The following is a 21,536-nucleotide window of genomic DNA, read 5'->3' as shown; positions in this document are numbered from 1 at the left end:
GTTATTTATAAGTTAATAATCAGTTAAAATGCATATTTTACCGATAAAACGTATATTCGCTTTTTAATAAGCTCTTCCAGTAACCCCTTCGTAAAAATTCATAAAGGCTCTGTTCACTACCCGGTTGCCTCCAGCTGTTGGGTAATTGCCCGTAAAATACCAATCGCCAAGGTTTTTGGGGCATGCCTTGTGTAAATTGTCAACCGTTTGATATATTATTTTTACTTTTGCATTAATACCTTCGGGGCATAAAAGTTCGGAAATTTTCTCAGAGATTTCTTCGTCGCTAAATGGTTCATAGAATTCTTGAACTGCATTTTTTACTTCAGCATCGGGTAAATCAGCTTGATCCTTGCAATTTTTGTAAATAGCCTCTACTATTTCTTCTTTTGTCCCCCTGTCTTCATGTAGGGCCAGTGCCGCTTTAAAAGCAATAAGGTCTTCCATGCGGGCCATATCAATTCCATAGCAATCGGGGTAACGTATTTGCGGAGCAGATGAAACTACAATAATTGTTTTTGGGTGCAACCTGTCGAGAATGCGGAGAATGCTTTTCTTTAAAGTGGTCCCCCTTACAATACTGTCATCAATAATAACAAGGTTGTCTGTTGGTTTTACCGATCCGTATGTAATGTCGTAAACATGTGTTACCAAATCGTCACGGCTACTGTCTTCGGTAATAAACGTGCGGAGCTTGGCGTCTTTTATGGCCACTTTTTCGATTCGTGGCCTTTTGGACAGGATTTCATGAAGGCGTTCACTTGTAAGCGATGCCCCTTCCTGCAATATTTCCTGCTCTTTTTTATCGTTTAAAAAGTCCTGGGCCTGTTTTACCATTCCGTAAAAGGAAGTTTCGGCCGTATTTGGGATGTATGAGAAAACAGTATTCTCTATATCATCATCAATGGTCTTGAGTATTTTAGGCAATAATAGTCTTCCCAAGTTCTTTCTTTCCTGATATATTTCTGCATCGCTTCCGCGGGAAAAATAAATACGCTCAAAAGAACAGGCTTTACGCTCAAGAGGCTCTAATATTTTTTTTGCTTTTACGGAACCGTCTTTTTTTATGATAAGGGCCTTTCCGGGGTCCAGTTCATGTACGTTTTCAATATCGACATTAAAAACGGTTTGAATTACAGGTCTTTCTGAAGCAACCACAACCACTTCATCATCTTGGTAATAGTAAGTAGGGCGTATTCCCGCTGGATCCCGAAGCACAAAAGCATCCCCATGTCCTAAAAGTCCGGCCATAGCGTAACCACCATCGAAATTTTTTGCGGCCTTCCTTAATATTTTGGCAACGTTAAGCCTTTCTGCAATAATTGGAGAAGCCTCCATTTTGGTATATCCTTCCTTTTTTATTTGCTTGTATAGCTTGGAAACGGCATCATCTAAAAAATGTCCTATTTTTTCCATTACGGTAATGGTATCGGCTTTTTCTTTTGGATGCTGGCCCAAACGGATAAGATTGGAGAAAAGCTCGTTTACATTGGTCATGTTGAAATTTCCGGCAACAATTAAGTTTCTGTGCATCCAATTGTTTTGCCTTAAAAACGGATGGACGCTTTCAATACTATTTTTGCCAAAAGTACCATAGCGCACATGCCCCAGCATAAGCTCCCCGATATACGGAATATTCCGTTTTTGCAATTCGATGCTGTCGTTGTATTCGGGGTACTCTTTTAATTCTTCGTTAATACGCCCATTTATTTGGTTAAAGATGTCTTGAATGGGCTGGGCTTGATTGGAGCGTACCCTGCTCATGTAGCGTTCCCCGGCTTGCATATTTAACTTTATGCTGGCAAAACCTGCACCGTCTTGCCCCCTGTTGTGCTGCTTTTCCATCATGAGGTACATTTTATTGATGCCATAAAATGCACTCCCGTATTTTTCTTTGTAGTATTCCAATGGTTTTAATAGCCTTACTAGGGCAATTCCACATTCGTGTTTAATAGCGTCACTCATTATTATTCTAATAAAAAACCCCGAAATTATTCAGGGCAGTGGTTATTTACGTAAGTTTTATATCAAATTGCGTTAAACTCTTAAACTGTTCCAACCTTTTGTAAACAGCATCGTGCTGTAATTCCTGTAGCCTTTTGGTTCCAAATTTTTCCACACAAAATGATGCAAGGTTCGATCCATGGATAACGGCTGTTTTCATATTGGCAAACGAATAGTCTTCTGTTTTGGCGATGTATCCAGAAAAACCGCCTGCAAAGGTATCACCGGCACCGGTCGGATCGAATACTTCTTCCAGGGGAAGTGCAGGGGCAAAAAATATACTCCCTTTGTGGAACAATAGAGCGCCGTGCTCCCCTTTTTTAATAACAATGTACTTTGGTCCCATTGCTTGTATTTTTTCGGCGGCTTTTACCAAAGAATATTCGCCGGATAATTGCCTTGCTTCTTCATCGTTTATGGTGATTACATCTACTTTGGCGATTACCTGCATTAGCTCGTCCAGGGTATTGTCCATCCAAAAATTCATGGTGTCCAAAACAATGAGCTTTGGCTTTGTTTCCATTTGTTCAATAACACTTAGTTGGACGGACGGATTTAGGTTTCCTAACATTAATACTTCGGCATCTTTATAATTGTCCGGAACTATTGGGTTGAAGTTTGCCAGGACATTAAGTTGCGTTTCTAAGGTATCTCTGGAATTTAGGTCGTTATGGTATTTTCCCTTCCAGAAGAAGGTTTTTCCGCCTTTAACAACCTCTATGGCATTAATGTCGATGCCTTTTTTCGAAAAAAGGTCGAGGTATTCTTTAGGAAAATCGTCGCCTACTACAGAAACAATGGCGCTCTCTACATTAAACTGAGAAGCAGCTAACCCTATAAAAGGAGCGGCGCCCCCTAAAATTTTATCAGTTTTACCAAAAGGAGTTTCAATAGCATCAAAAGCAACGCTTCCTACAATTAGTAATTTCCCCATGCAATAATTTTTGTGCAAATATAAGCTTAGTTTTCCAGTATTTCTTTCAGATTTTCAAAAGAATGGTAAGGAAATGTAACAAGAATTGAATTTACAAGCCATGACGGAATGGTTCCTTTTGGGTCTCCGTACATTTGCTGTGTAATCTCCACAGAATCTTTCCCTATTTCTTTAATGAGCCAATAACCTTCAAAATTATCCATTCTTATAATGTTCTTTTCTTTTTCCACATAATTGCTATCGGCTGGTTTAATGACTATTTTATATGTATTGGCCTCTGGTTGGGAAACATTTATGGATGAAACATGGTCCCGGTTGCTTATGGGCCAGGGAAGGTCGTTTTCCATCCAAAAAACAAATTCGCTATCAGAAATCTTTTTTACAAGTTTGCTTTGCGGGGTCTTATAGTTCCATTTTTTTAAATTATCGGCATCCACAATTGTTTCCAGGGCCTTTTTTATGGATGTTCTTGCAATAAGCACAGCCTTGTATTCATTAAACTTGGTAGAGTCCAGTTCCCGGGTGTACACCTTAATGTTGTTGGTATTGCGTTTTAGGTTCCATTCTTGAGAGTGCGATGGAGCGGTAGTGGTTAAATAAACACAAAATAAAATCAAGAATTTCATGGGGGGTGATTTTTTGATATATTGTGAAAATAGTAATTTATAACGAATTATTTTCAAATTCTGTATCGATGGCCAGTCTTTTTTCTTGGGCGGCCTGTACGGCCAAAAAATCGCAGCGTTCATTTTGCGGGTGGTTATTATGCCCTTTTATCCATTGAAAGGAGACTCTTTGTTTTCGGTATTGCTTTAAAAAGCCTTTCCACAGGTCCGGGTTTTTCTTGTCTTTAAACCCTTTTTTTTCCCATCCAAAAACCCAGCCCTTTTCAACGGCGTCCACCACATATTTAGAGTCGGAAAAAACCTTTACCAGAAGTTGCGTTTTTTTAAGTTTTTTAAGTGCTTCAATCACGGCCATAAGTTCCATACGGTTGTTAGTGGTTTTTCTAAAGCCTTTGGCAAACTCTTTTTTATAAGGTTTCCCTACCCATTCCATAACAATGCCATAACCTCCCGGGCCGGGATTTCCTTTAGAGGCCCCGTCTGTATATATATGTACGTCGTATTTATCCATTCAAAAGTTTTTCTATGATTTCGGGAAAATGTTTGTATTCCAGTTGATGTACCTTTTGTGCCACCGACTCGGCAGTGTCTTGAGCCGTTACCTTGGTTTTCGCCTGAAAAATAATGTTTCCTTCGTCATAATTCTCGTTTACATAATGTATGGTAATCCCCGTTTCTACTTCTTTATTGGTAATAATAGCTTGGTGGACCTTTAGCCCGTACATTCCTTTGCCTCCATAATTTGGCAACAGGGCAGGATGTATATTAATGATTTTATCTGGAAATGCGGTAATTATTTCAGAAGGGACCTTCCATAAAAACCCGGCCAAAACAATAAGGTCCGGATTTAAATTTTTTAAAAGATCAAGCACATCTCCGTTCGTAAAAGCGGTTTTGTTAAAAGAAATTGCACTTTTTCCGTAACTATTGGCACGGTCCAAAACTTTTGCCTCTTTTTTATTGGAAAGCACCATTCTAACCGATGCGGTTTGAGAATTTTCAAAATATTTTATTATATTTTCTGCATTGGTTCCTGAGCCTGAGGCCAATATAATGATATGCTTCATGAGGTGTAATTAATTAATTTCTAGGCAAAAAAAAGAATAATAATCAAGAAAGTGAAGGCAAAAATTAAATAGTTGAATTAAAAATTATTAACTTTAAAAGCACATTTTAGCCTCAAAACGTTTTTTTAAAGTAAAGTTTTTTATTTTTGCCAACAATTAAATTTTAAAACAAAAAAATTATGTCAGACATTGCATCAAGAGTAAAAGCGATTATCGTAGATAAATTAGGTGTAGATGAAAACGAGGTAGTGCCAGAAGCAAGCTTCACTAACGATTTAGGCGCAGACTCATTAGACACTGTGGAATTAATTATGGAATTCGAAAAAGAATTCGATATTCAAATTCCAGATGATCAAGCTGAAAACATTGCTACTGTTGGTCAAGCAGTTAAGTATATCGAAGAAGCAAAGTAAACGTTTTTATAAAAAAATAGACCAAAAAATTTATTCATGCTATATTGCGTGAATAAATTTTTTTGGTAGATTATTATTTATCAGAATAAAAAATATTCAGATGAAATTAAAGCGAGTTGTAGTAACAGGATTAGGAGCATTAACACCCATAGGGAATACTGTAGACGAATATTGGAACGGTCTTGTGAATGGTGTTAGTGGAGCTGCTCCGGTAACCCATTTTGATGCGTCCAAATTTAAAACGCAATTCGCCTGTGAAGTTAAAAACTTTGATCCTACAGACTTTATCGACAGGAAAGAAGCGCGCCGGATGGACCGTTTTGCCCAATATGCCATGGTTACGGCCGATGAGGCATTAAAAGATTCCGGGATCGACATCGATAAAGTAAACAAATACCGGGTAGGGGTTATTTGGGGGGCCGGAATTGGCGGTCTGGAAACTTTTCAAGAAGAAGTAACCAACTTTGCCCTTGGAGACGGAAGCCCAAGGTTCAACCCTTTCTTTATCCCTAAAATGATAGCCGATATAGCCCCTGGCCTTATTTCCATTAAAAATGGATTTATGGGGCCAAACTATACAACGGTATCAGCCTGTGCTTCATCGGCAAATGCCATTTTTGATGCACTAAACTCAATTCGACTGGGCGCAACCGACGTGGTTGTTACCGGTGGTTCTGAAGCTGCTGTTACAGCGGCCGGAATGGGAGGGTTTAATGCAATGCATGCCATGAGCACAAGAAACGACGACCCCAAAACAGCGTCTAGGCCATTTGATGCCAACAGGGACGGTTTTGTACTTGGGGAAGGCTCTGGTGCATTGGTGCTCGAAGAATATGAGCACGCCATTGCACGGGGAGCCAAAATTTATGCAGAAATCGTGGGCGGCGGGTTATCATCCGACGCATACCACATGACTGCGCCTCATCCGGAAGGTATTGGTGTTGTGGCAGTAATGGAAAATTGCCTGGAAAACGCCGGATTAAAATCAGCGGATGTAGATGCAATTAATACACATGGAACATCAACTCCCTTAGGGGATGTTGCCGAACTTAAAGCCATCGGTAAAGTGTTTGGGGAGAACGCGTACAATATAAACATTAACTCTACCAAGTCGATGACGGGGCACTTATTGGGTGCTGCTGGGGCAATAGAAGCTATTGCATCGATATTGGCCATAGAAAAGGGTGTTGTACCACCGACCATCAACCACTCTACAGTTGATGAAAATATAGACCCTAAGCTTAACTTAACACTAAACAAAGCTCAAAAGCGAGATGTTAAAGTGGCAATGAGTAATACCTTTGGTTTTGGAGGACATAATGCTTGTGTAGTATTTAAAAAGCTAGATTAGATATCAAACCTATTGAATGAAGATCATTCGAAAAATATTAAATTCCCGGTCACAAGATGACGGGGATTTTTTTTTAGAAATCTATAAAATACTAGGCTTTAAACCTAAAAATATCGAGCTCTATAGAAAGGCTTTCACCCATAGGTCTGTTAATATTAAAGACCAAAAAGGCATTCCCGTAAACTACGAACGCTTGGAATTTTTGGGAGATACCATGTTGGGCTCCATTATCTCGCATTACCTTTTTAACGAAGTACCTACCGGAGACGAAGGGTACCTTACCAAAATGCGCTCTAAAATTGTAAGCCGGGAGCATCTAAACGAACTGGGAAAAGACCTTAACCTCATAAAATTTGTAAAAAGCAAGATACCCAGCGAACATTTTGGCGATAATATCCACGGAAATGTGTTCGAAGCACTGGTGGGTGCCATTTTTTTGGACAGGGGCTTTCATTATTGCGAACGCTTTATCCATAAACGGGTAATCAAACCTTATGTGGACATAGAAAGCCTTGAAGGGAAGATTATTAGCTATAAAAGCTTAATAATTGAATGGTGCCAAAAAGAAAAGAAGGAATTTTTATTTGATACCTATGAAGATGATGGAAACGACGATCTAAAGCATTTTGCAGTAAAACTGTACATTAATAAAAAGTTAATTTCCAAAGCCCGCGCCACTTCCAAGAAAAAAGCCGAAGAAAGCGCGTCCAAAAGGGCTTATTATGCCCTGCAGGATAAAATAGATGAGTTTCTATAAGCAAAACTACATCGTTTTCGTATTAAAATCATTGCAATCAAAGACTTAAAAGTTGCTAAGTCACGCTTATAATTATATATTTACATTTCCGTGTAAACTTATGTATGGCAATCTATAAATTATTAGATGACGTTTATGAACACTCGTATACCTTAATCGCTATTCACGGCTCTTTAGATGATTACAGGTTAGCATACTTTTTAAATTCAGGATTGAATATAAAATTAACAAGGTTGGATGAAGATGTAACCATAACAAAGAATGCAAAAGTGCCAGCATTTAAATGGTACGACGAAGAAAACGACGTGCAGTGGAGTTTGGTAAAAAACAAAACAGCCGTACAATTGGAAAAGCCCGGATTAAGCCTGTTTGCCGAAAAGAACGAAATGCAAAGAGCCTTTTTAATACCCGAATACAGTAAAGTAGACTATTTTTTAAAAATAGATGAAGAAGGAAGGTATAAAAACGAAATACAGGTACTGTTAAAGCTAAAAAAAATACCCGGTGTAATAACCGCATATAAAATAGAAGCACAACAACTAAAATCTAAAAATAACTTAATTTTTCTAACGAATGCCTAATAGAAAAAAGACAAAAATTGTAGCAACGCTTGGTCCTGCCACAAGCACTAAGGAGGTTTTAAAAGACATGATAGAGGCAGGGGTAAATGTGTTCAGAATTAATTTTTCGCATGCCAATTACGACGATGTAAAAGAACGAATCGATATGATACGATCTTTAAACAAAGAATATAATTACAACACAGCCATCCTGGCCGATCTACAAGGGCCCAAACTTCGTGTTGGGGTAATGAAAGAAGATGTTATTGTAAGCAAAGGCGATGAAATTACTTTTGTGACCGGAGAAGCTTTTGAGGGAAATGCCGAAAGGGTTTACATGAATTATAAAGAGTTTCCAAGAGATGTAAAACCCGGAGAACACATTTTGCTGGATGACGGTAAGTTGATGTTTGAAGTTGTTTCAACCGATAAAAAAGAAGCGGTAAAAGCAAAAGTAGTGCAAGGAGGGCCATTGAAATCTAAAAAAGGGGTAAATCTGCCCAATACGGATATTTCGCTTCCCGCACTTACCAAAAAAGATATAAAAGATGCCATTTTTGCCATTAAGCAAGATGTAGATTGGATTGCACTTTCGTTTGTTCGCCATAGCGAGGACTTAATGGATTTGCAAAAATTAATAAGCGAGCATACAGACCAGAAAATTCCAATTGTAGCCAAAATAGAAAAGCCAGAAGCGGTGGAAAACATAGATAAAATCGTGGCCCATTGCGATGGTTTAATGGTTGCCCGTGGCGATTTGGGTGTTGAAATCCCGGCACAGGAAGTTCCATTGGTGCAAAAACAACTTGTATTACGCGCTAAAAAAGCACGTATTCCAGTAATTATTGCCACGCAAATGATGGAAACCATGATATCGAGCTTAACGCCAACACGTGCTGAGGTAAATGATGTGGCAAACTCGGTGATGGACGGGGCAGATGCCGTAATGCTTTCTGGAGAAACTTCGGTTGGGGCCTATCCGGTTCAGGTAATCGAAAAAATGGCAAGCATCATTGAAAGTGTGGAACATTCTCATCTTATTAAAGTTCCTCAGGAACCACCTCATATAAAAACCAAAAGATATATTACCAAGTCGGTATGTTTTCATGCTGCTTCCATGGCAAACGAGATTAACGCAAAGGTTATTTCAACATTGACCAATAGTGGCTATACAGCATTTCAAATTTCTGCTTGGCGTCCAAAGGCACATATTTTGGTATTTACATCCAATAAAAGAATTTTAACTCAGTTAAGTTTGCTATGGGGTGTAAAAGCTTTTTATTATGATAAGTTTGTAAGTACAGATCAAACCATTGAGGACGTAAACAAAATAGCAACAAACAAGGGGTTCTTGGATAAAGGTGATATGATGATAAGCCTTGCTGCCATGCCAATACAAGACAAAGGTATGGTGAACACTTTGCGTGTTACGGAAATATAAAATAACAGCTTTAAACAAGCCAAAAAAGCCGTTTCTATTTATTTAGAAACGGCTTTTTTATTGTTGCTCTATTGTTTAAAAGACAAAAAAGGAGAATAGCCTCATACTGTTTGGCCAATTTTTCCCTAAGCAAATTATAGGCCTTGCTTATCTGGGCTTCAACTGTTTTTGTGGAAATACTTAAATGTTCGGCTATTTCGTTATTGGTAAGTCCTTCTTTTTTGCTCAACATAAAAATGCGTTGGCACTTTGGAGGGAGTTTTTCAATTTCTTTGGAAACAATACTAAAAAAATACTCGATTTTATTTTCATCGGCCTGTGTGGTTATTTCTTCCAGACTTTCTAAATATTTGTAATGCAACAAAGTGGTTGCCTTGCTCTTTTGATAGGTGTTTATAAATTCATTGTAAACCGATTTATAGAGAAACCCCTGAATGGAGTATTTGGCATTGAGGTTTTTTCTAAACTGCCATGTTTTAATCAATACGTTCTGAACAATGTCTTCGGCTATATCTTTGTCATTAATCAAACTAATTGCATAAGCATATAATTTTTGATAATAAATATCTACCAAATATTCATATGCTTTTTCATCTCCTTTTTTTAGTCCGTTTATAAACACATCATAATTATTGTGAAACATACACTTATTATTTGATTGCATTCAAATTTATGTTAATAAAAGCGAAATCGTTAAAAAAAACACGAAAAAAGTAAGGGTATTATAATTTGGTCTTGTAATACTAATAAATATGTAAAATGATTTCTCCGGAAATAGAACAGCTTATAGTTAAATTCCTAACCAATTCCGCAACCTCGGCAGAACTGGACATGCTCAATAATTGGATAGGTGCAGCTGAAAATTATAGGCTTTTCAAGGAATATGTGGAAACTCATTTTGCAATTTCGATAACTATGAACAAACCTAATACCGAAAAAGCAAAAAAGCAATTCCTGTTAAATATAAAAAAGGAAAAGAGAAAAGATAGGCTTAAGATATTGCAATCTGGAGTAAAATATGCGGCCATTTTATTGATTTTGTTCGGGACTTTTTTTACTTATCGGTACTACGTTGAAACAATACATGAAGTCCCGAATAATACTAAAATCGTTCCGAGGGAAGAACAAGTGACCCTTCAATTGGGGAATGGATCGGTACAAACTATTTCTAAAAAAAGCAATATTCAAGACAAAAAGGGGAATACCATAGCCCAAAGCGATGGAGAAAAATTGCACTACAACAAATCGACCGAAAAAAACAGCGCATTGGTGTATAATAAATTAATGGTGCCTTATGGAAAGAAGTTCGATCTTTTTTTGGCCGATGGCACCCATGTGCGGTTAAATTCGGGCAGTTCTTTAATGTACCCTGTAGGCTTTGTAAAAAAAGACCAGCGAAGGGTGTATTTGCAAGGCGAGGCTTTTTTTAATGTGGTACACGAAAAAGATAGGCCGTTTTTTGTGGGGGCTCAAGGAATGGACGTAAAAGTTTATGGAACCGAGTTTAACATAAAAAACTATAGCGAAGACATTCATACCGAAGTAGTATTGGTAAATGGTTCCGTGAGCTTGTTAACAGAAAATGGCAAAAAAATAAAGAAGGAGAGTATATTGGAACCCGGAGATATGGGGGCATATAATAAAACCGATAAAAGTATCTCAAAGTCAAAAGTAGATACCTCTATTTATACGTCATGGTTAAACGGGAATATTGTTTTTAGGGACGAATCTTTTGATAATATTATAAAGGACCTAGAGCGTAGTTACAATGTGGTGATCATTAACAATAACAAAGAATTGGCGGCCGAGCATTTTAACGCAATTATAGAAACCCGCCATGAAAGCATTGAACAGGTGCTCAATTACTTCAGTAAAATCTATGAAATAAATTATCAGGTGGTAGAAAACAAAATCGTAATCAATTAAAATAGAAAGTATAAGAAGAAACACATTTTTCAACTAACAAAGCTAAAAAAGAATCACTTAAATAAAAAAGACCAGGAAATGCTGCCACATTTCCCGATCAGTTTAAGCGATTAAATTATTAATCAACTCTAACAATTCAAAATTATGAAAAAACGATTAAAGCTATGGGTTTTCGATCCATGGAGTTATAACCTCGACTTAAAAATGAAATTATCCATTTTGTTTGTTTTTGCAATGATCTTTACATTGCAGGCCAACACATCGTATTCTCAAAAGACCAAAATAACGCTCAACCTTCAAAATAGTACAGTTGGGGCCGTTATTGATCAAATTGAGACCACAACCGAGTTTAAGTTTATATTCAACACAGAAGAAGTAGACCTTAACAGGGAAATTTCAATAGCGCTTAAAAAAGCATCTATAAACAAGGTGCTGGAAAATGTTTTTAAGGATTATTCGGTAGACTATGAGATACTCGACAGGAAAATACTGCTAAAAAAAGCGAAACAAGAGGATAAAATAGATCATGAAGCCTTCCTGAAAGAAAGTCAGCAATTTCAAGTTTCTGGACAGGTCCTTGATGAAATGGGGACGCCCTTGCCCGGTGCCAATATTTTAGAAAAAGGGACTTCTAATGGATCCCAAACCGATTTTGATGGAAATTTTACCCTTTCCCTATCCGGTCAAAATGCCACATTGGTAGTTTCGTATATTGGTTTTACTACTAAAGAAGTACCGGTTGATGGGCAGGCCAACCTAAAAATAACCATTCAAGAAAGTGCGGCCGCGCTCGATGAAGTGGTGGTTATTGGTTATGGTACACAAACCAGGGAAGAAGTAACTGGGGCAATGTCTTCTGTTAAATCAGACGATATTGTAACGCAGGGTTCCGCAACTGTAGAAAAAGCGCTTCAAGGGCGTGTGCCGGGGGTTCAGGTGGAATCTTCAGGTGGAAATCCGGGTTCTGGAGTAAGAATATTAATAAGGGGTACGGGCTCGTTGGGTAATAACAACCCGTTGTATATTGTAGACGGGGTTCAAGTAGACAACATCAATAACCTTAACCCTACCGATATATCTTCAATGGATATACTTAAAGATGCTTCAGCTGCTGCAATTTATGGTTCTAGGGCCGCAAATGGCGTTGTTATCATTACTACGAAATCTGGAAGGAGTGGAGAAAATGTAATTGACTTTAGTACCTACTACGGATTTCAAAATATCATAAACAAACAAGAAGTGTTAAATGCTTCAGAATGGGCAACTGTTAGTAACGCCGCGCACGATAATGCAGGCTTGGCAAGGTTGGATTTGGCCAATAACCCAGAATCTTTGGGGGAAGGTACCAATTGGCAGGACGAAATTTATAGAACAGCCCCCATACAAAACTATAATTTGTCTGCAAGCGGTGGTGGCGAAAACTATACGTACAGCGTTTCAGGGGGCTATATCGACCAAGAAGGAATTGTAAAAGAAACAGGTTATAACCGATGGAACCTACGTTTAAAGTCTACGTTGACCAAAGGAAGATTTAAATTAGGCGAATCTGTAATTCTGTCAAAAGAATATTGGCGACGGCCCGAAGGACTTGGTGGTCAAGGTGGAAATGCCGTTGGGTCTGCCCCAAAAATGATTCCCGTTTTTGATGTGTACAACCCAGATGCGGTAGGAGGTTACGGAGGGGCTTATGGGCCTGTTGTAGATATTGCAAACCCAGTGGCCCAGCTCAATCTTAGAATACCCGAAGACCATGTTAAAAAAGCCATTATAAATGCTTTTGCTGAAGTCGATATTATAGAAGGACTTAAATATAAATTGAATTTGGGCTATACCAGTACAGAAGGGTATAATTACCAATATACCTACCCGTATGAAGTGGGTGCCCTGTTTACAAATTTGGATGCCGATTTAACCGAGACAAGGTATGAAAATGATTATGTACTAACCGAAAACACATTAAACTACAAAAAAACTTTTGGTGAACATAAAATAGATGCCTTAGTGGGCTATACCTATCAAAACACTTCATATAGAGGGCTTACGGGTTCAAAAAGCGGAATGCCGCCCGGGGTTAAAGTACTGGATGCAGGAACCGTAAATGCAGCTGCCGGAAGCAACGCTTGGGAAAACGCCTTGGTATCTTATTTGGGTCGATTAACATATTCATTTGCAGATAGATATATCCTTACGGGAATTATTAGGCGTGATGGCTCGTCCCGCTTTGGGTCGGATAATCAATATGGTAACTTTCCTTCCTTGGCCTTTGCCTGGAACATTTCGAACGAGCCTTTTTTTGAAAATATAAAAGAAACGGTAAATACGGCGAAATTAAGGTTGAGTTATGGGGTGCTGGGAAATCAGGAATTCGACGATTATCGATACAGCCCGGCCATAAGCCTCAATGCCAATTATGTTACAGGGCAAGGCCAAACATTGTGGCCCGGAGCTATTCAAACTGCTTTTGCAACGCCAGATATTAAATGGGAGACCTCTAAAACATTTAATGTGGGGACGGACCTTAGCTTTTTCGAAAGAAAATTGAATTTCATTTTTGATTATTTTGTAAAAGAAAATTCCGATGTACTGTTGCAAGTGCCCATTCCGCTTTCCACAGGAGCGAGCTCAAACAGCCCATACATAAATGCCGGGCAGATAACCAACAAAGGCTTTGAAACATCGCTTACCTACAGAAATTCTGGCAACGATTTTTCATATGAAATTACTGGAACACTGGCCTCAGTAGATAATGAAGTGGATTTTCTAGGTACGGGATCCCAGCAAATATTTGGCGGACAACCCACCCACCATGGCGCTTCTGCCACGGTAACACAAGCAGGGTTTCCGGTGGGGTCGTTCTATCTTATAAAAACCGATGGAATATTTAATTCAGAAGAAGAAGTTAATGCCCATACACAAGACGGGCAACTTATCCAACCCAATGCGCAACCGGGCGACATAAGGTTTGTTGATTACAACAACGATGGACAAATTGACGAAGACGATAGACAGTTTTTAGGAAGCCCGACACCCGATTTTTCTTATGGTCTTGGCGGAAGCTTTACCTATAAAAATTTTGACCTCAATTTGTTTTTTCAAGGTACCCAAGGAAATAAAATCTACAATGGGGTACGTCAAGATTTGGAAGGGATGAACTTGGAATACAATTATGCCAAAACTACTTTAAGCGCATGGACTTCAACAAATACGGATACCAATATGCCCCGGGCAGTAATAAACGACCCGAACCTTAACTCCAGAACGTCCGATCGTTTTCTGGAAGACGGATCTTATTTTAGGTTTAAAACACTTCAGTTTGGGTATACATTACCGGAGAATGTTTTAAGTACGGCAAAAATCAACCGATGTAGGATATACATAAGCTTGGACAATATTTTTACAATAACCGATTACAAAGGGTATAACCCCGATTTGGGTAGAACAGGTTCTGTTTTAGACCGTGGCGTAGATTTTGGCCATGTTGCCTATCCGCTTTCGCGAACTTTTATGACTGGTGTTGAATTTTCTTTTTAAGATGAACGATAAAACTTTATTAAAGATGAAAAAATACATATATATACTTTTAATCATTTCAACTTTTATAAGTTGCGATGATGAATTAGAACAAACCAACCCAAATGTGGTTACACAAGAAAATTTTTGGAAAACGGAAGACGATGTTTTGTCGGGACTTGCGGCAACCTATAAAATGTTTAGACATATAGACAACGGTTATTGGGGCGTAAGGGGCGTAGAACTTACCAATGGCCGGGGAGACGACTTTTTTATCCGTAACGACGTTAAAGCACTATACGAACTTTCTACCTTTAGTAACACGCCTTCTACCGGTACGCCGACCTCAATATTTACAGGGTGTTACACGGGTATATTTAGGGCCAACCAAATAATAGACAATATAGGCACCGTAGAAGTCTCTGATGCCGACAAAGAAAAATTTGTAGCCGAAGCTAAGTTTTTACGGGCGCTTAATTATTTTCATTTAGTGATTAATTATGGTGCTGTGCCTATTTTTACTTCGGTACCGCAAACACGGGAAGAATATTTTATTCAACAATCGCCCGAAAGCGAGGTATGGGTACAAATTGAAAATGATTTTAAAGAGGCCGCAGCCAATTTACCGGTTACATACCCATCACAATGGGTTGGAAGGGCCACCAAAGGCGCGGCAATTGGCTATTTGGGGAAAGTGTATTTATATCAGCAGAAATGGGAAGATGCCGTTACGCAGTTTTCAACCCTAACAACTCCAACAGGAATGCCAAAGGCTCCATATAATTACGATCTGCTTGCAGATTTTCAGGAGAATTTCTTGCCGGGAAATGACAATAATATAGAATCATTGTTTGAAATACAAAACCAAAATGTTGGAGGAACCGACCCTTGGGCAGGCGAAAATGCAAACGAATCGCAAGGAGTAACTACCGCTCAGGAATTTGCCCCAACAGAAGTTGGAGGCTGGTTTGAAGCGCATCCCACAGAAAAGATATTTCAGGAATTTCAAGAAGAAAAAACTACCGATGGCGATTTTGATCCTAGAATGTACGCTTCATTGATATGGGATTATCCAGGCGCCACATTTTATAACATTCCGTATGCCGAATTTTCCTCGCCTTTTGGCTACAGTGCCAAAATTAAAAAATACCAAAACTGGTATGATGACAATGAAGGCATATGGATTTCTGAAATTAATGAAAAAGCACTTCGTTTTGCCGATGTTTTATTGATGTATGCTGAAGCTTTGACAATGCAAGGTAGATCTGCTGAAGCTGTTCCGTTGGTAAACAGGATCAGGGAAAGGGCAAGCCTGTCGGCATTAGCTGCTTTAGGCCAAACAGAAATGATGGAGGAAATAAGGCATCAAAGAATGATTGAATTTTTCCGGGAGGGACTCAGGTTTTACGACTTAAAACGATGGGGCTTAATAGAACAGGAAATAAACAATAGCGATAAAGTTGGCAAAGAATTTTTGGTGTTGCCAAAGCATGCATATTTTCCCATTCCACAATCCGAAATGAATACAAATCCAAATATTGATCAAAATCCAGATTGGTAACAACAAAAAAGGGTTGGTATCATTGGTGCCAACCCTTTTTTATACTACTATTTTAATAGAATTATTCCAGTTCCCTTACCCATATGTTCCGGTAACTAACACGGCTGTTATCGCCATGGTCCTGGAGCTTAAGCGGTCCTTTTCCGTGCGGATCGTTTTTAGGCCACCCAATATATGGGGTGGTACCTTTTATTTCGGTATGGTCTTGTATCAAAACGCCATTTTGTAATAAGGTAATGGTAGCCGATTTTATTTTTCCACCTTCTTTGTTAAATTCGGGAGCATGGTAAATAATATCGTAAGTGTTCCATTCGCCGGTTGGAACAGAGGCCATTGCCAACGGGGCGCCTTGCTTATAAATAGAACCTACTTGGCCATTTGTATAGGTTTTGTTGTCGTTATTGTCCAGTACCTGTACTTCATATAACCCTTGAAGGAACACACCGCTGTTTCCCCTGCTTTGTCCTTTGCCATGTATCTCTGCTGGAGAACGCCATTCTATATGAAGCTGTATGCTGCCAAAATTTTGTTTTGTCTGGATATCACCGGTTTTGTTTTTAACGGTCATGCTCCCATCGTTATTAATGGTCCATTTTGCGGCAGTACTATCGGCAGCACTGATCCAGTTGTCGAGGTTTTTACCATCAAAAAGAACAATGGCATCACTTGGGGCGCCATTTTTTCCACTGGGGTCTACCGTAGGGGGAACAGGCTCATAAAACTCAGTTTCTTCAGGTTTTGTGGGCTCTTTTCCCGAGTATTCTTCATAGGTTATTACCGCTGGTTTTTCTTCAGCTTTTGTTGTAATGGCCTCAGTTTTTGCTTCTTCTTTTTGTGGAGTATTGCATGCTACTGTAACGTTTAAAAGCAAACCGCAAAAAAATAATTTTTTTATCATTAGTCCAGTTCTTTTATTTTAATATTTCTGAAAGAAACTTTGTTGCCGTGGTATTGGAGTCCGATTTTTCCAGTTTCGTATACGCCAAAACCATCCCAGTCCTTAAACTTGGAATTGGCGATTAATTCGTCCCACTTCGCTCCATGAACGGGAAATTCTACCACTTTTGTCCCGTTTAAGGTTACGGTTCCTTTATTGGTATTGTGGTTTATTTCCAACACGCACGTATTCCACTCTCCTACTGGTTTTGCTACATCTTCACTTGGGGCAATCATGTCGTACAAGGCTCCAGCCTGGTGCGATTTTCCTGCCTTGGCATCTGGATGTTTTTCGTTGTCCAAGATTTGAATTTCAGGTCCGGTTTGGTAGGGTTCATGGTATTTTTCATCTTCTTGAACTCCCCAGAAAAAACCACTGTTACCGCCTTCGGAAATCTTCCATTCCAAGGAAAGCACGAAATTGGTATATTCTTCATTGGTAACAATATTTCCTGCATGGTCTCCGGGGGTGAGCACCATTGCACCATCTTCTATAGACCAAGCGCTGGATACTTCTTTTCCGGTGTTGTACATATGCCAGTTGCTAAAATCGGTGCCATCAAAAAGCGTTTTCCATTCGCCTTTTGCTGCTGAAGTTGCTTGAGCTACTTCTTTTTTAGAAGTTGTCGTTTCTTCTGAAGCAGTTTCAGAATTGTTTTTTTGCTTGCACGACATCAATACAATCGATGCCATAAACAAATAGCTAATAGTTTTCATTTGTATAAATTTAATTGTTTTTATAGTCCGAGAATTTTTTTCAGTTTAGCTTCATCCACATCTGCTCCGGCGAAATCGTCAAATACTTTTTCGGTAGCTTCAATAATATGTTTTTTAATAAATGGGGCTCCTTCTCTTGCTCCTTGTTCCGGGCTTTTAATGCAACACTCCCATTCCATTACCGCCCATAAGTCACATCCGTATTGCGTGAGCTTTGAAAATATTTTTTTAAAGTCAATTTGTCCATCACCCAAAGAACGGTACCTTCCGGCTCGGTCCCCCCAATTGTTATAGCCTCCAAAAGCACCTTTTTTTCCTGTTGGATTAAATTCGGAGTCTTTTACATGGAAAGATTTAATAAACTCATGATAATGGTCTATGTATTCTATATAATCTAATTGTTGGAGCACAAAATGAGAAGGGTCGTACAAAATATTTACACGCTTATGGTTTCCGGTAGCTTCGAGGAAACGTTCAAAGGTGTCCCCATCGTGGATATCTTCACCGGGATGTACTTCATAACACACGTCCACGCCTTGCTCGTCAAAAACATTTAAAATGGGCAACCAGCGCTTGGCCAATTCGTCAAAACCCATTTCTACCAGTCCCGGCGGTCGTTGTGGCCATGGGTGAAAAGTATGCCACAGCAAAGCACCAGAAAAAGTAGCGTGCGCTTTAAGTCCTAAATGATTGCTTGCCTTGGCCGCTTTTTTTACAGTGTCTACCGCCCATTCTGTTCTTGCTTTTGGGTTGTTTTTTACCTTTTCGGGGGCAAAATTGTCAAACATAATGTCATAAGCAGGATGGACAGCTACCAATTGCCCTTGCAGGTGAGTGGAAAGCTCGGTAATCTCCAATCCGTATGAATTGATTTTTCCTTTAAGTTCGTCGCAATATGTTTTACTTTCGGCCGCTTTGTCGAGATCGATTAAAAAGTTTTCCCAAGTAGGTATTTGTATTCCTTTGTAACCCAAATCGGCAGCCCATTTGCACATCCCATCAAGGGTATTGAAAGGAGCTTTATTATCTACAAATTGGGCCAGGAAAACGGCAGGGCCTTTTATGGTTTTCATCTATTTTAAATTTTTAATTTATATATATTCATACAGTTGAGGACATGCATGAAATTTATTTTTTTAGTTGATAAAAATGCTTCGGTATATATATTCAGCAATTTATCCAGAAAAATACGTGTTTAAAAATAAAAGTATTAAAAAATGCCATGTCTAACGTTTGGCATTTTTTATTTTAATTTTACCCACGCCGCATTTTGTTTATCGCTTTCAACGGCAGCATAGATAAACTCAACCCCTTTTACCCCGTCGTTTATCGATGGGTAATCTGGTTTTTCCATTGGATTGTTTTCAAGAACGCTCATTAAATGTGTGCCGAACGCTTTATAAATATTGGCAAAGGCCTCCAAATAGCCTTCGGGGTGCCCTTTGGGGATTCTTGAAATTTCCCTTACATTTTTATAGATGTCGTTTCCATCTGGGGTGAAGGTTTGTTCGGGCTTGTCGATCCATTTGGCCGTTAGTTTGGTAGCTTCTTCCTGGTTCCATTCTATGCTGCCTTTGCTACCGTATATTTTTATGCCGAGGGCGTTTTCTTCGCCTACGGCCATTTGCGAAATAGACATGGTCCCTTTAGCCCCGTTTTCCATTCTAAGCAGGATATTTCCATCGTTGTCGAGCACACGGTCTTTTCCAATCCTACCCAGATCGGCTGCAATTTCGGTTATTTGAAGCCCCGTTATATAAGAAACTAAATTTTCGGCATGTGTCCCGATATCGGCTAAAGAGCCGCCAACTCCAGATTTTTTGGGGTCTGCCCGCCAAGGCTTTATTTTTGCTTCCTTGTCTACTTCGGCAGCCATCCACCCTTGCAGGTATTGAACCTGTATTTTTCTAATGGTTCCCAATTCTCCATTTTCAACCATTTGCTTAGCCTGTTTTACCATGGCGTTCCCGGTATAATTATGAGTAAGCGCAAACAATAGGCTTGTATCGTTCACCAGTTTTTCAAGTATTTGGGCTTCGTTTACGGTGAGTGTAACCGGTTTGTCGCAGACCACATGGAACCCATTTTCCAAAGCCATTTTTGCTGGTTGGAAATGTAAAAAATTGGGGGTTACAATGGTTACAAAATCCATTCGTTCGCCTTCTGGAAGCTCTTTTTCCTTTAAAATCATTTCTTGAAAACTGCCATAACACCTGTTTTCGGGTAAAAAGAATGCTTTTCCCGTGGCCTTTGTTTTTTCAAGGGTGCTGTTAAAAGCACCACATACCAATTCTATCATTCCGTCCAAAGCAGAAGCTTTGCGGTGCACATCACCCATAAAAGAGTCCAGGCCGCCGCCAACCATGCCCATTCTTAGTTTTCTCATTGTGTTTTATATAATATATTTATAAAGCATTTTTGTTTTACAATTTATGTCCATAACCCCGGCATAGGGTTGTTTTACTTATATTTTTATAAAACAAGGCTGTGTATAGATTATGCACAGCCTTGTATAAATATGTTTAAAGGGAATGAGGGAAATTATATTTCTACCCAAACATTTCCTTTTTTATGAGATTCGACTGCTTTTTCTATAAAATTCATTCCGCGGACTCCATCGTTCATGACCGGAAATTCTCCTGGATGATATTTTTCCTTTCGGATGGCCTTGGCTACACCTTTATAGATGTTCCCCATGGAATCGAAAATTCCTTCGGGGTGTCCCGGTGGAAGTTTGGTCCCGTCCAACGAGAAATCACTATTATATGCATGGCCGGGTTTTAATACTTTTAAAGGCTCATCTTCAGTTAAATGATAAAGATAGTTTGGATTTTCCTGCTCCCATTTCAAGCCTCCTTTGTTGCCGTAGATACTTACAGTAAAATTATTTTCTTCGCCTGTGGCAATCTGGCTGGTCCTTAAAACCCCTTTTACATTCTCCGAGAAACGAAGCAAAATAGTACCGTCGATATCCATTTTATTGTCACTATAAAGATAATTAAGGTCGGCGAGGATACTGTTTACCTCCATTCCGGTTACATATTCCATCATGTCGAAACCATGTGTGCCAATATCGCCCACACAACAGCTAATGCCCGATTTTTCAGGATCAAGGCGCCAAGTATTGGCTCTTTTGTCTTTGTCGTGAATTATGGGGTTTATCCAGCCTTGGTAATACTGAACATCTATTTTTTGTATTTCGCCAATAACGCCAGAAGCTATCATTTCTTTCATTTGACGTACCATTGGGTAACCGGTATAAGTATATGTAACGGCAAATATGGTATTGGCTTTTTCTAATGTTTCCTGAAGGATTTTAGCCTCCTCGAAGGTGGTTGTCATTGGTTTTTCGCAAATGACATTAAACCCCGACTCCAAAAGCTTTCTTGCCATTGGGAAATGAAGAAAATTGGGTGTAAGCACCGAAACTACTTGCATTCGTTCGTTTTCGGGGAGTTTTAGTTCTTCTTCTATCAGGGCATCAAAATCTTTATATACGCGGTTTGTAGGAATGCCTATGTGCTCTGCAAAACCAATATTTTCATCTAGATTAGGGTTAAAGACGCCTCCAACAAGTTGGTAGCTGTCGTACATGGAAGAAGCAATACGGTGTAACACGCCAATGAGAGAGTCGCCACCGCCGCCTAAAATTCCGAGTCTTATTTTCTTGCTCATATTGTTAGTAAAAAATTAAATATATAATTGTAAAGTTATAACGTTAAAAAGGCAATTG

The 21,536-nt window shown here is 39.1% G+C and carries 19 protein-coding genes; 8 read left to right on the top strand and 11 right to left on the bottom strand.

Going from position 1 to position 21,536, the window contains the following annotated elements; all coding sequences use genetic code 11:
• Window positions 1-63: 63 nt before the first annotated feature.
• Genes PSF86_RS09940 through purN form a run of 5 tightly spaced genes read right to left on the bottom strand, consistent with a single transcriptional unit; the run spans window position 64 to window position 4,631 of the window.
• Window positions 64-1,965 (bottom strand): amidophosphoribosyltransferase, encoded by a 1,902-nt coding sequence (locus PSF86_RS09940; RefSeq protein ID WP_277899923.1) that lies wholly within the window; start codon window positions 1,963-1,965, stop codon window positions 64-66.
• Between the two features lie 46 nt (window positions 1,966-2,011).
• Window positions 2,012-2,938 (bottom strand): PfkB family carbohydrate kinase, encoded by a 927-nt coding sequence (locus PSF86_RS09935; protein WP_277899922.1) that lies wholly within the window; start codon window positions 2,936-2,938, stop codon window positions 2,012-2,014.
• A gap of 26 nt (window positions 2,939-2,964) precedes the next feature.
• Window positions 2,965-3,564 (bottom strand): START domain-containing protein, encoded by a 600-nt coding sequence (locus tag PSF86_RS09930; protein ID WP_277899921.1) that lies wholly within the window; start codon window positions 3,562-3,564, stop codon window positions 2,965-2,967.
• A 37-nt stretch (window positions 3,565-3,601) separates the two neighbouring features.
• Window positions 3,602-4,075, bottom strand: a complete 474-nt coding sequence (gene rnhA, locus PSF86_RS09925) for a ribonuclease HI (protein ID WP_277899920.1) — start codon at window positions 4,073-4,075, stop codon at window positions 3,602-3,604.
• On the bottom strand, window positions 4,068-4,631 hold the full coding sequence (gene purN, locus PSF86_RS09920; protein WP_277899919.1) for a phosphoribosylglycinamide formyltransferase: 564 nt from the start codon (window positions 4,629-4,631) through the stop codon (window positions 4,068-4,070). Before purN ends, rnhA begins: the two co-directional genes overlap by 8 nt.
• Before the next feature lie 179 nt (window positions 4,632-4,810).
• Here purN and PSF86_RS09915 point away from each other — a divergent pair, with 179 nt between their 5' ends.
• The 5 genes from PSF86_RS09915 (at window position 4,811) to pyk (ending at window position 9,153) form a co-directional block, all read left to right on the top strand.
• Entirely contained in the window at window positions 4,811-5,044 is a 234-nt protein-coding gene (locus PSF86_RS09915) for an acyl carrier protein (protein ID WP_008989958.1), read from the top strand.
• Window positions 5,045-5,144: 100 nt separating this feature from the next.
• On the top strand, window positions 5,145-6,395 hold the full coding sequence (gene fabF / locus PSF86_RS09910) for a beta-ketoacyl-ACP synthase II (RefSeq protein ID WP_277899918.1): 1,251 nt from the start codon (window positions 5,145-5,147) through the stop codon (window positions 6,393-6,395).
• Window positions 6,396-6,411: 16 nt separating this feature from the next.
• Window positions 6,412-7,152 (top strand): ribonuclease III, encoded by a 741-nt coding sequence (rnc, locus tag PSF86_RS09905; protein WP_277899917.1) that lies wholly within the window; start codon window positions 6,412-6,414, stop codon window positions 7,150-7,152.
• 104 nt (window positions 7,153-7,256) lie between these two features.
• Window positions 7,257-7,733: an IPExxxVDY family protein gene (locus PSF86_RS09900; protein WP_277899916.1), complete on the top strand. Its 477-nt coding sequence runs from the start codon at window positions 7,257-7,259 to the stop codon at window positions 7,731-7,733.
• Window positions 7,726-9,153, top strand: coding sequence for a pyruvate kinase (pyk, locus tag PSF86_RS09895; RefSeq protein ID WP_277899915.1), 1,428 nt, complete (start codon window positions 7,726-7,728; stop codon window positions 9,151-9,153). Before PSF86_RS09900 ends, pyk begins: the two co-directional genes overlap by 8 nt.
• A gap of 34 nt (window positions 9,154-9,187) precedes the next feature.
• Here the strand turns inward: pyk and PSF86_RS09890 are convergent, their stop codons facing one another.
• Entirely contained in the window at window positions 9,188-9,796 is a 609-nt protein-coding gene (locus tag PSF86_RS09890) for an RNA polymerase sigma factor (protein ID WP_277899914.1), read from the bottom strand.
• Window positions 9,797-9,912: 116 nt separating this feature from the next.
• On the opposite strand from PSF86_RS09890, the gene PSF86_RS09885 reads away from it, so the two are divergent.
• From PSF86_RS09885 to PSF86_RS09875, 3 genes are all read left to right on the top strand, one after another.
• Window positions 9,913-11,079: a FecR family protein gene (locus tag PSF86_RS09885; RefSeq protein WP_277899913.1), complete on the top strand. Its 1,167-nt coding sequence runs from the start codon at window positions 9,913-9,915 to the stop codon at window positions 11,077-11,079.
• A gap of 144 nt (window positions 11,080-11,223) precedes the next feature.
• On the top strand, window positions 11,224-14,610 hold the full coding sequence (locus PSF86_RS09880; protein ID WP_277899912.1) for a TonB-dependent receptor: 3,387 nt from the start codon (window positions 11,224-11,226) through the stop codon (window positions 14,608-14,610).
• A gap of 25 nt (window positions 14,611-14,635) precedes the next feature.
• A complete protein-coding gene (locus tag PSF86_RS09875; RefSeq protein WP_277899911.1) occupies window positions 14,636-16,150 on the top strand; it encodes a RagB/SusD family nutrient uptake outer membrane protein in 1,515 nt (504 codons plus the stop codon).
• Between the two features lie 61 nt (window positions 16,151-16,211).
• Here PSF86_RS09875 and PSF86_RS09870 read toward each other — a convergent pair whose 3' ends face one another.
• From PSF86_RS09870 to PSF86_RS09850, 5 genes are all read right to left on the bottom strand, one after another.
• On the bottom strand, window positions 16,212-17,048 hold the full coding sequence (locus PSF86_RS09870) for a 3-keto-disaccharide hydrolase (RefSeq protein WP_407933320.1): 837 nt from the start codon (window positions 17,046-17,048) through the stop codon (window positions 16,212-16,214).
• The gene (locus PSF86_RS09865; RefSeq protein WP_277899910.1) at window positions 17,048-17,803 is read right to left on the bottom strand and encodes a 3-keto-disaccharide hydrolase; all 756 of its coding nucleotides are present in this window, start codon (window positions 17,801-17,803) and stop codon (window positions 17,048-17,050) included. The genes PSF86_RS09870 and PSF86_RS09865 overlap by 1 nt, the downstream gene beginning before the upstream one ends.
• A 20-nt stretch (window positions 17,804-17,823) precedes the next feature.
• Window positions 17,824-18,876 (bottom strand): sugar phosphate isomerase/epimerase family protein, encoded by a 1,053-nt coding sequence (locus PSF86_RS09860; RefSeq protein WP_277899909.1) that lies wholly within the window; start codon window positions 18,874-18,876, stop codon window positions 17,824-17,826.
• A 170-nt stretch (window positions 18,877-19,046) separates the two neighbouring features.
• Complete coding sequence (locus PSF86_RS09855) at window positions 19,047-20,189, bottom strand: Gfo/Idh/MocA family protein (protein ID WP_277899908.1); 1,143 nt, start codon at window positions 20,187-20,189, stop codon at window positions 19,047-19,049.
• Between the two features lie 155 nt (window positions 20,190-20,344).
• On the bottom strand, window positions 20,345-21,478 hold the full coding sequence (locus tag PSF86_RS09850; protein WP_277899907.1) for a Gfo/Idh/MocA family protein: 1,134 nt from the start codon (window positions 21,476-21,478) through the stop codon (window positions 20,345-20,347).
• Window positions 21,479-21,536: the final 58 nt, after the last annotated feature.

The organism is Galbibacter pacificus, from assembly GCF_029603165.1.
GTDB lineage: Bacteria > Bacteroidota > Bacteroidia > Flavobacteriales > Flavobacteriaceae > Galbibacter > Galbibacter pacificus.
This window is presented reverse-complemented; position numbering and strand designations above follow the sequence as displayed.

Coding starts and splice junctions, on each gene's coding strand:
- PSF86_RS09940 (WP_277899923.1), bottom strand. CDS start 1,965: ATGAGTGACGCTATTAAACACGAATGTGGAATTGCCCTAGTAAGGCTA.
- PSF86_RS09935 (WP_277899922.1), bottom strand. CDS start 2,938: ATGGGGAAATTACTAATTGTAGGAAGCGTTGCTTTTGATGCTATTGAA.
- PSF86_RS09930 (WP_277899921.1), bottom strand. CDS start 3,564: ATGAAATTCTTGATTTTATTTTGTGTTTATTTAACCACTACCGCTCCA.
- rnhA (WP_277899920.1), bottom strand. CDS start 4,075: ATGGATAAATACGACGTACATATATATACAGACGGGGCCTCTAAAGGA.
- purN (WP_277899919.1), bottom strand. CDS start 4,631: ATGAAGCATATCATTATATTGGCCTCAGGCTCAGGAACCAATGCAGAA.
- PSF86_RS09915 (WP_008989958.1), top strand. CDS start 4,811: ATGTCAGACATTGCATCAAGAGTAAAAGCGATTATCGTAGATAAATTA.
- fabF (WP_277899918.1), top strand. CDS start 5,145: ATGAAATTAAAGCGAGTTGTAGTAACAGGATTAGGAGCATTAACACCC.
- rnc (WP_277899917.1), top strand. CDS start 6,412: ATGAAGATCATTCGAAAAATATTAAATTCCCGGTCACAAGATGACGGG.
- PSF86_RS09900 (WP_277899916.1), top strand. CDS start 7,257: ATGGCAATCTATAAATTATTAGATGACGTTTATGAACACTCGTATACC.
- pyk (WP_277899915.1), top strand. CDS start 7,726: ATGCCTAATAGAAAAAAGACAAAAATTGTAGCAACGCTTGGTCCTGCC.
- PSF86_RS09890 (WP_277899914.1), bottom strand. CDS start 9,796: ATGTTTCACAATAATTATGATGTGTTTATAAACGGACTAAAAAAAGGA.
- PSF86_RS09885 (WP_277899913.1), top strand. CDS start 9,913: ATGATTTCTCCGGAAATAGAACAGCTTATAGTTAAATTCCTAACCAAT.
- PSF86_RS09880 (WP_277899912.1), top strand. CDS start 11,224: ATGAAAAAACGATTAAAGCTATGGGTTTTCGATCCATGGAGTTATAAC.
- PSF86_RS09875 (WP_277899911.1), top strand. CDS start 14,636: ATGAAAAAATACATATATATACTTTTAATCATTTCAACTTTTATAAGT.
- PSF86_RS09870 (WP_407933320.1), bottom strand. CDS start 17,048: ATGATAAAAAAATTATTTTTTTGCGGTTTGCTTTTAAACGTTACAGTA.
- PSF86_RS09865 (WP_277899910.1), bottom strand. CDS start 17,803: ATGAAAACTATTAGCTATTTGTTTATGGCATCGATTGTATTGATGTCG.
- PSF86_RS09860 (WP_277899909.1), bottom strand. CDS start 18,876: ATGAAAACCATAAAAGGCCCTGCCGTTTTCCTGGCCCAATTTGTAGAT.
- PSF86_RS09855 (WP_277899908.1), bottom strand. CDS start 20,189: ATGAGAAAACTAAGAATGGGCATGGTTGGCGGCGGCCTGGACTCTTTT.
- PSF86_RS09850 (WP_277899907.1), bottom strand. CDS start 21,478: ATGAGCAAGAAAATAAGACTCGGAATTTTAGGCGGCGGTGGCGACTCT.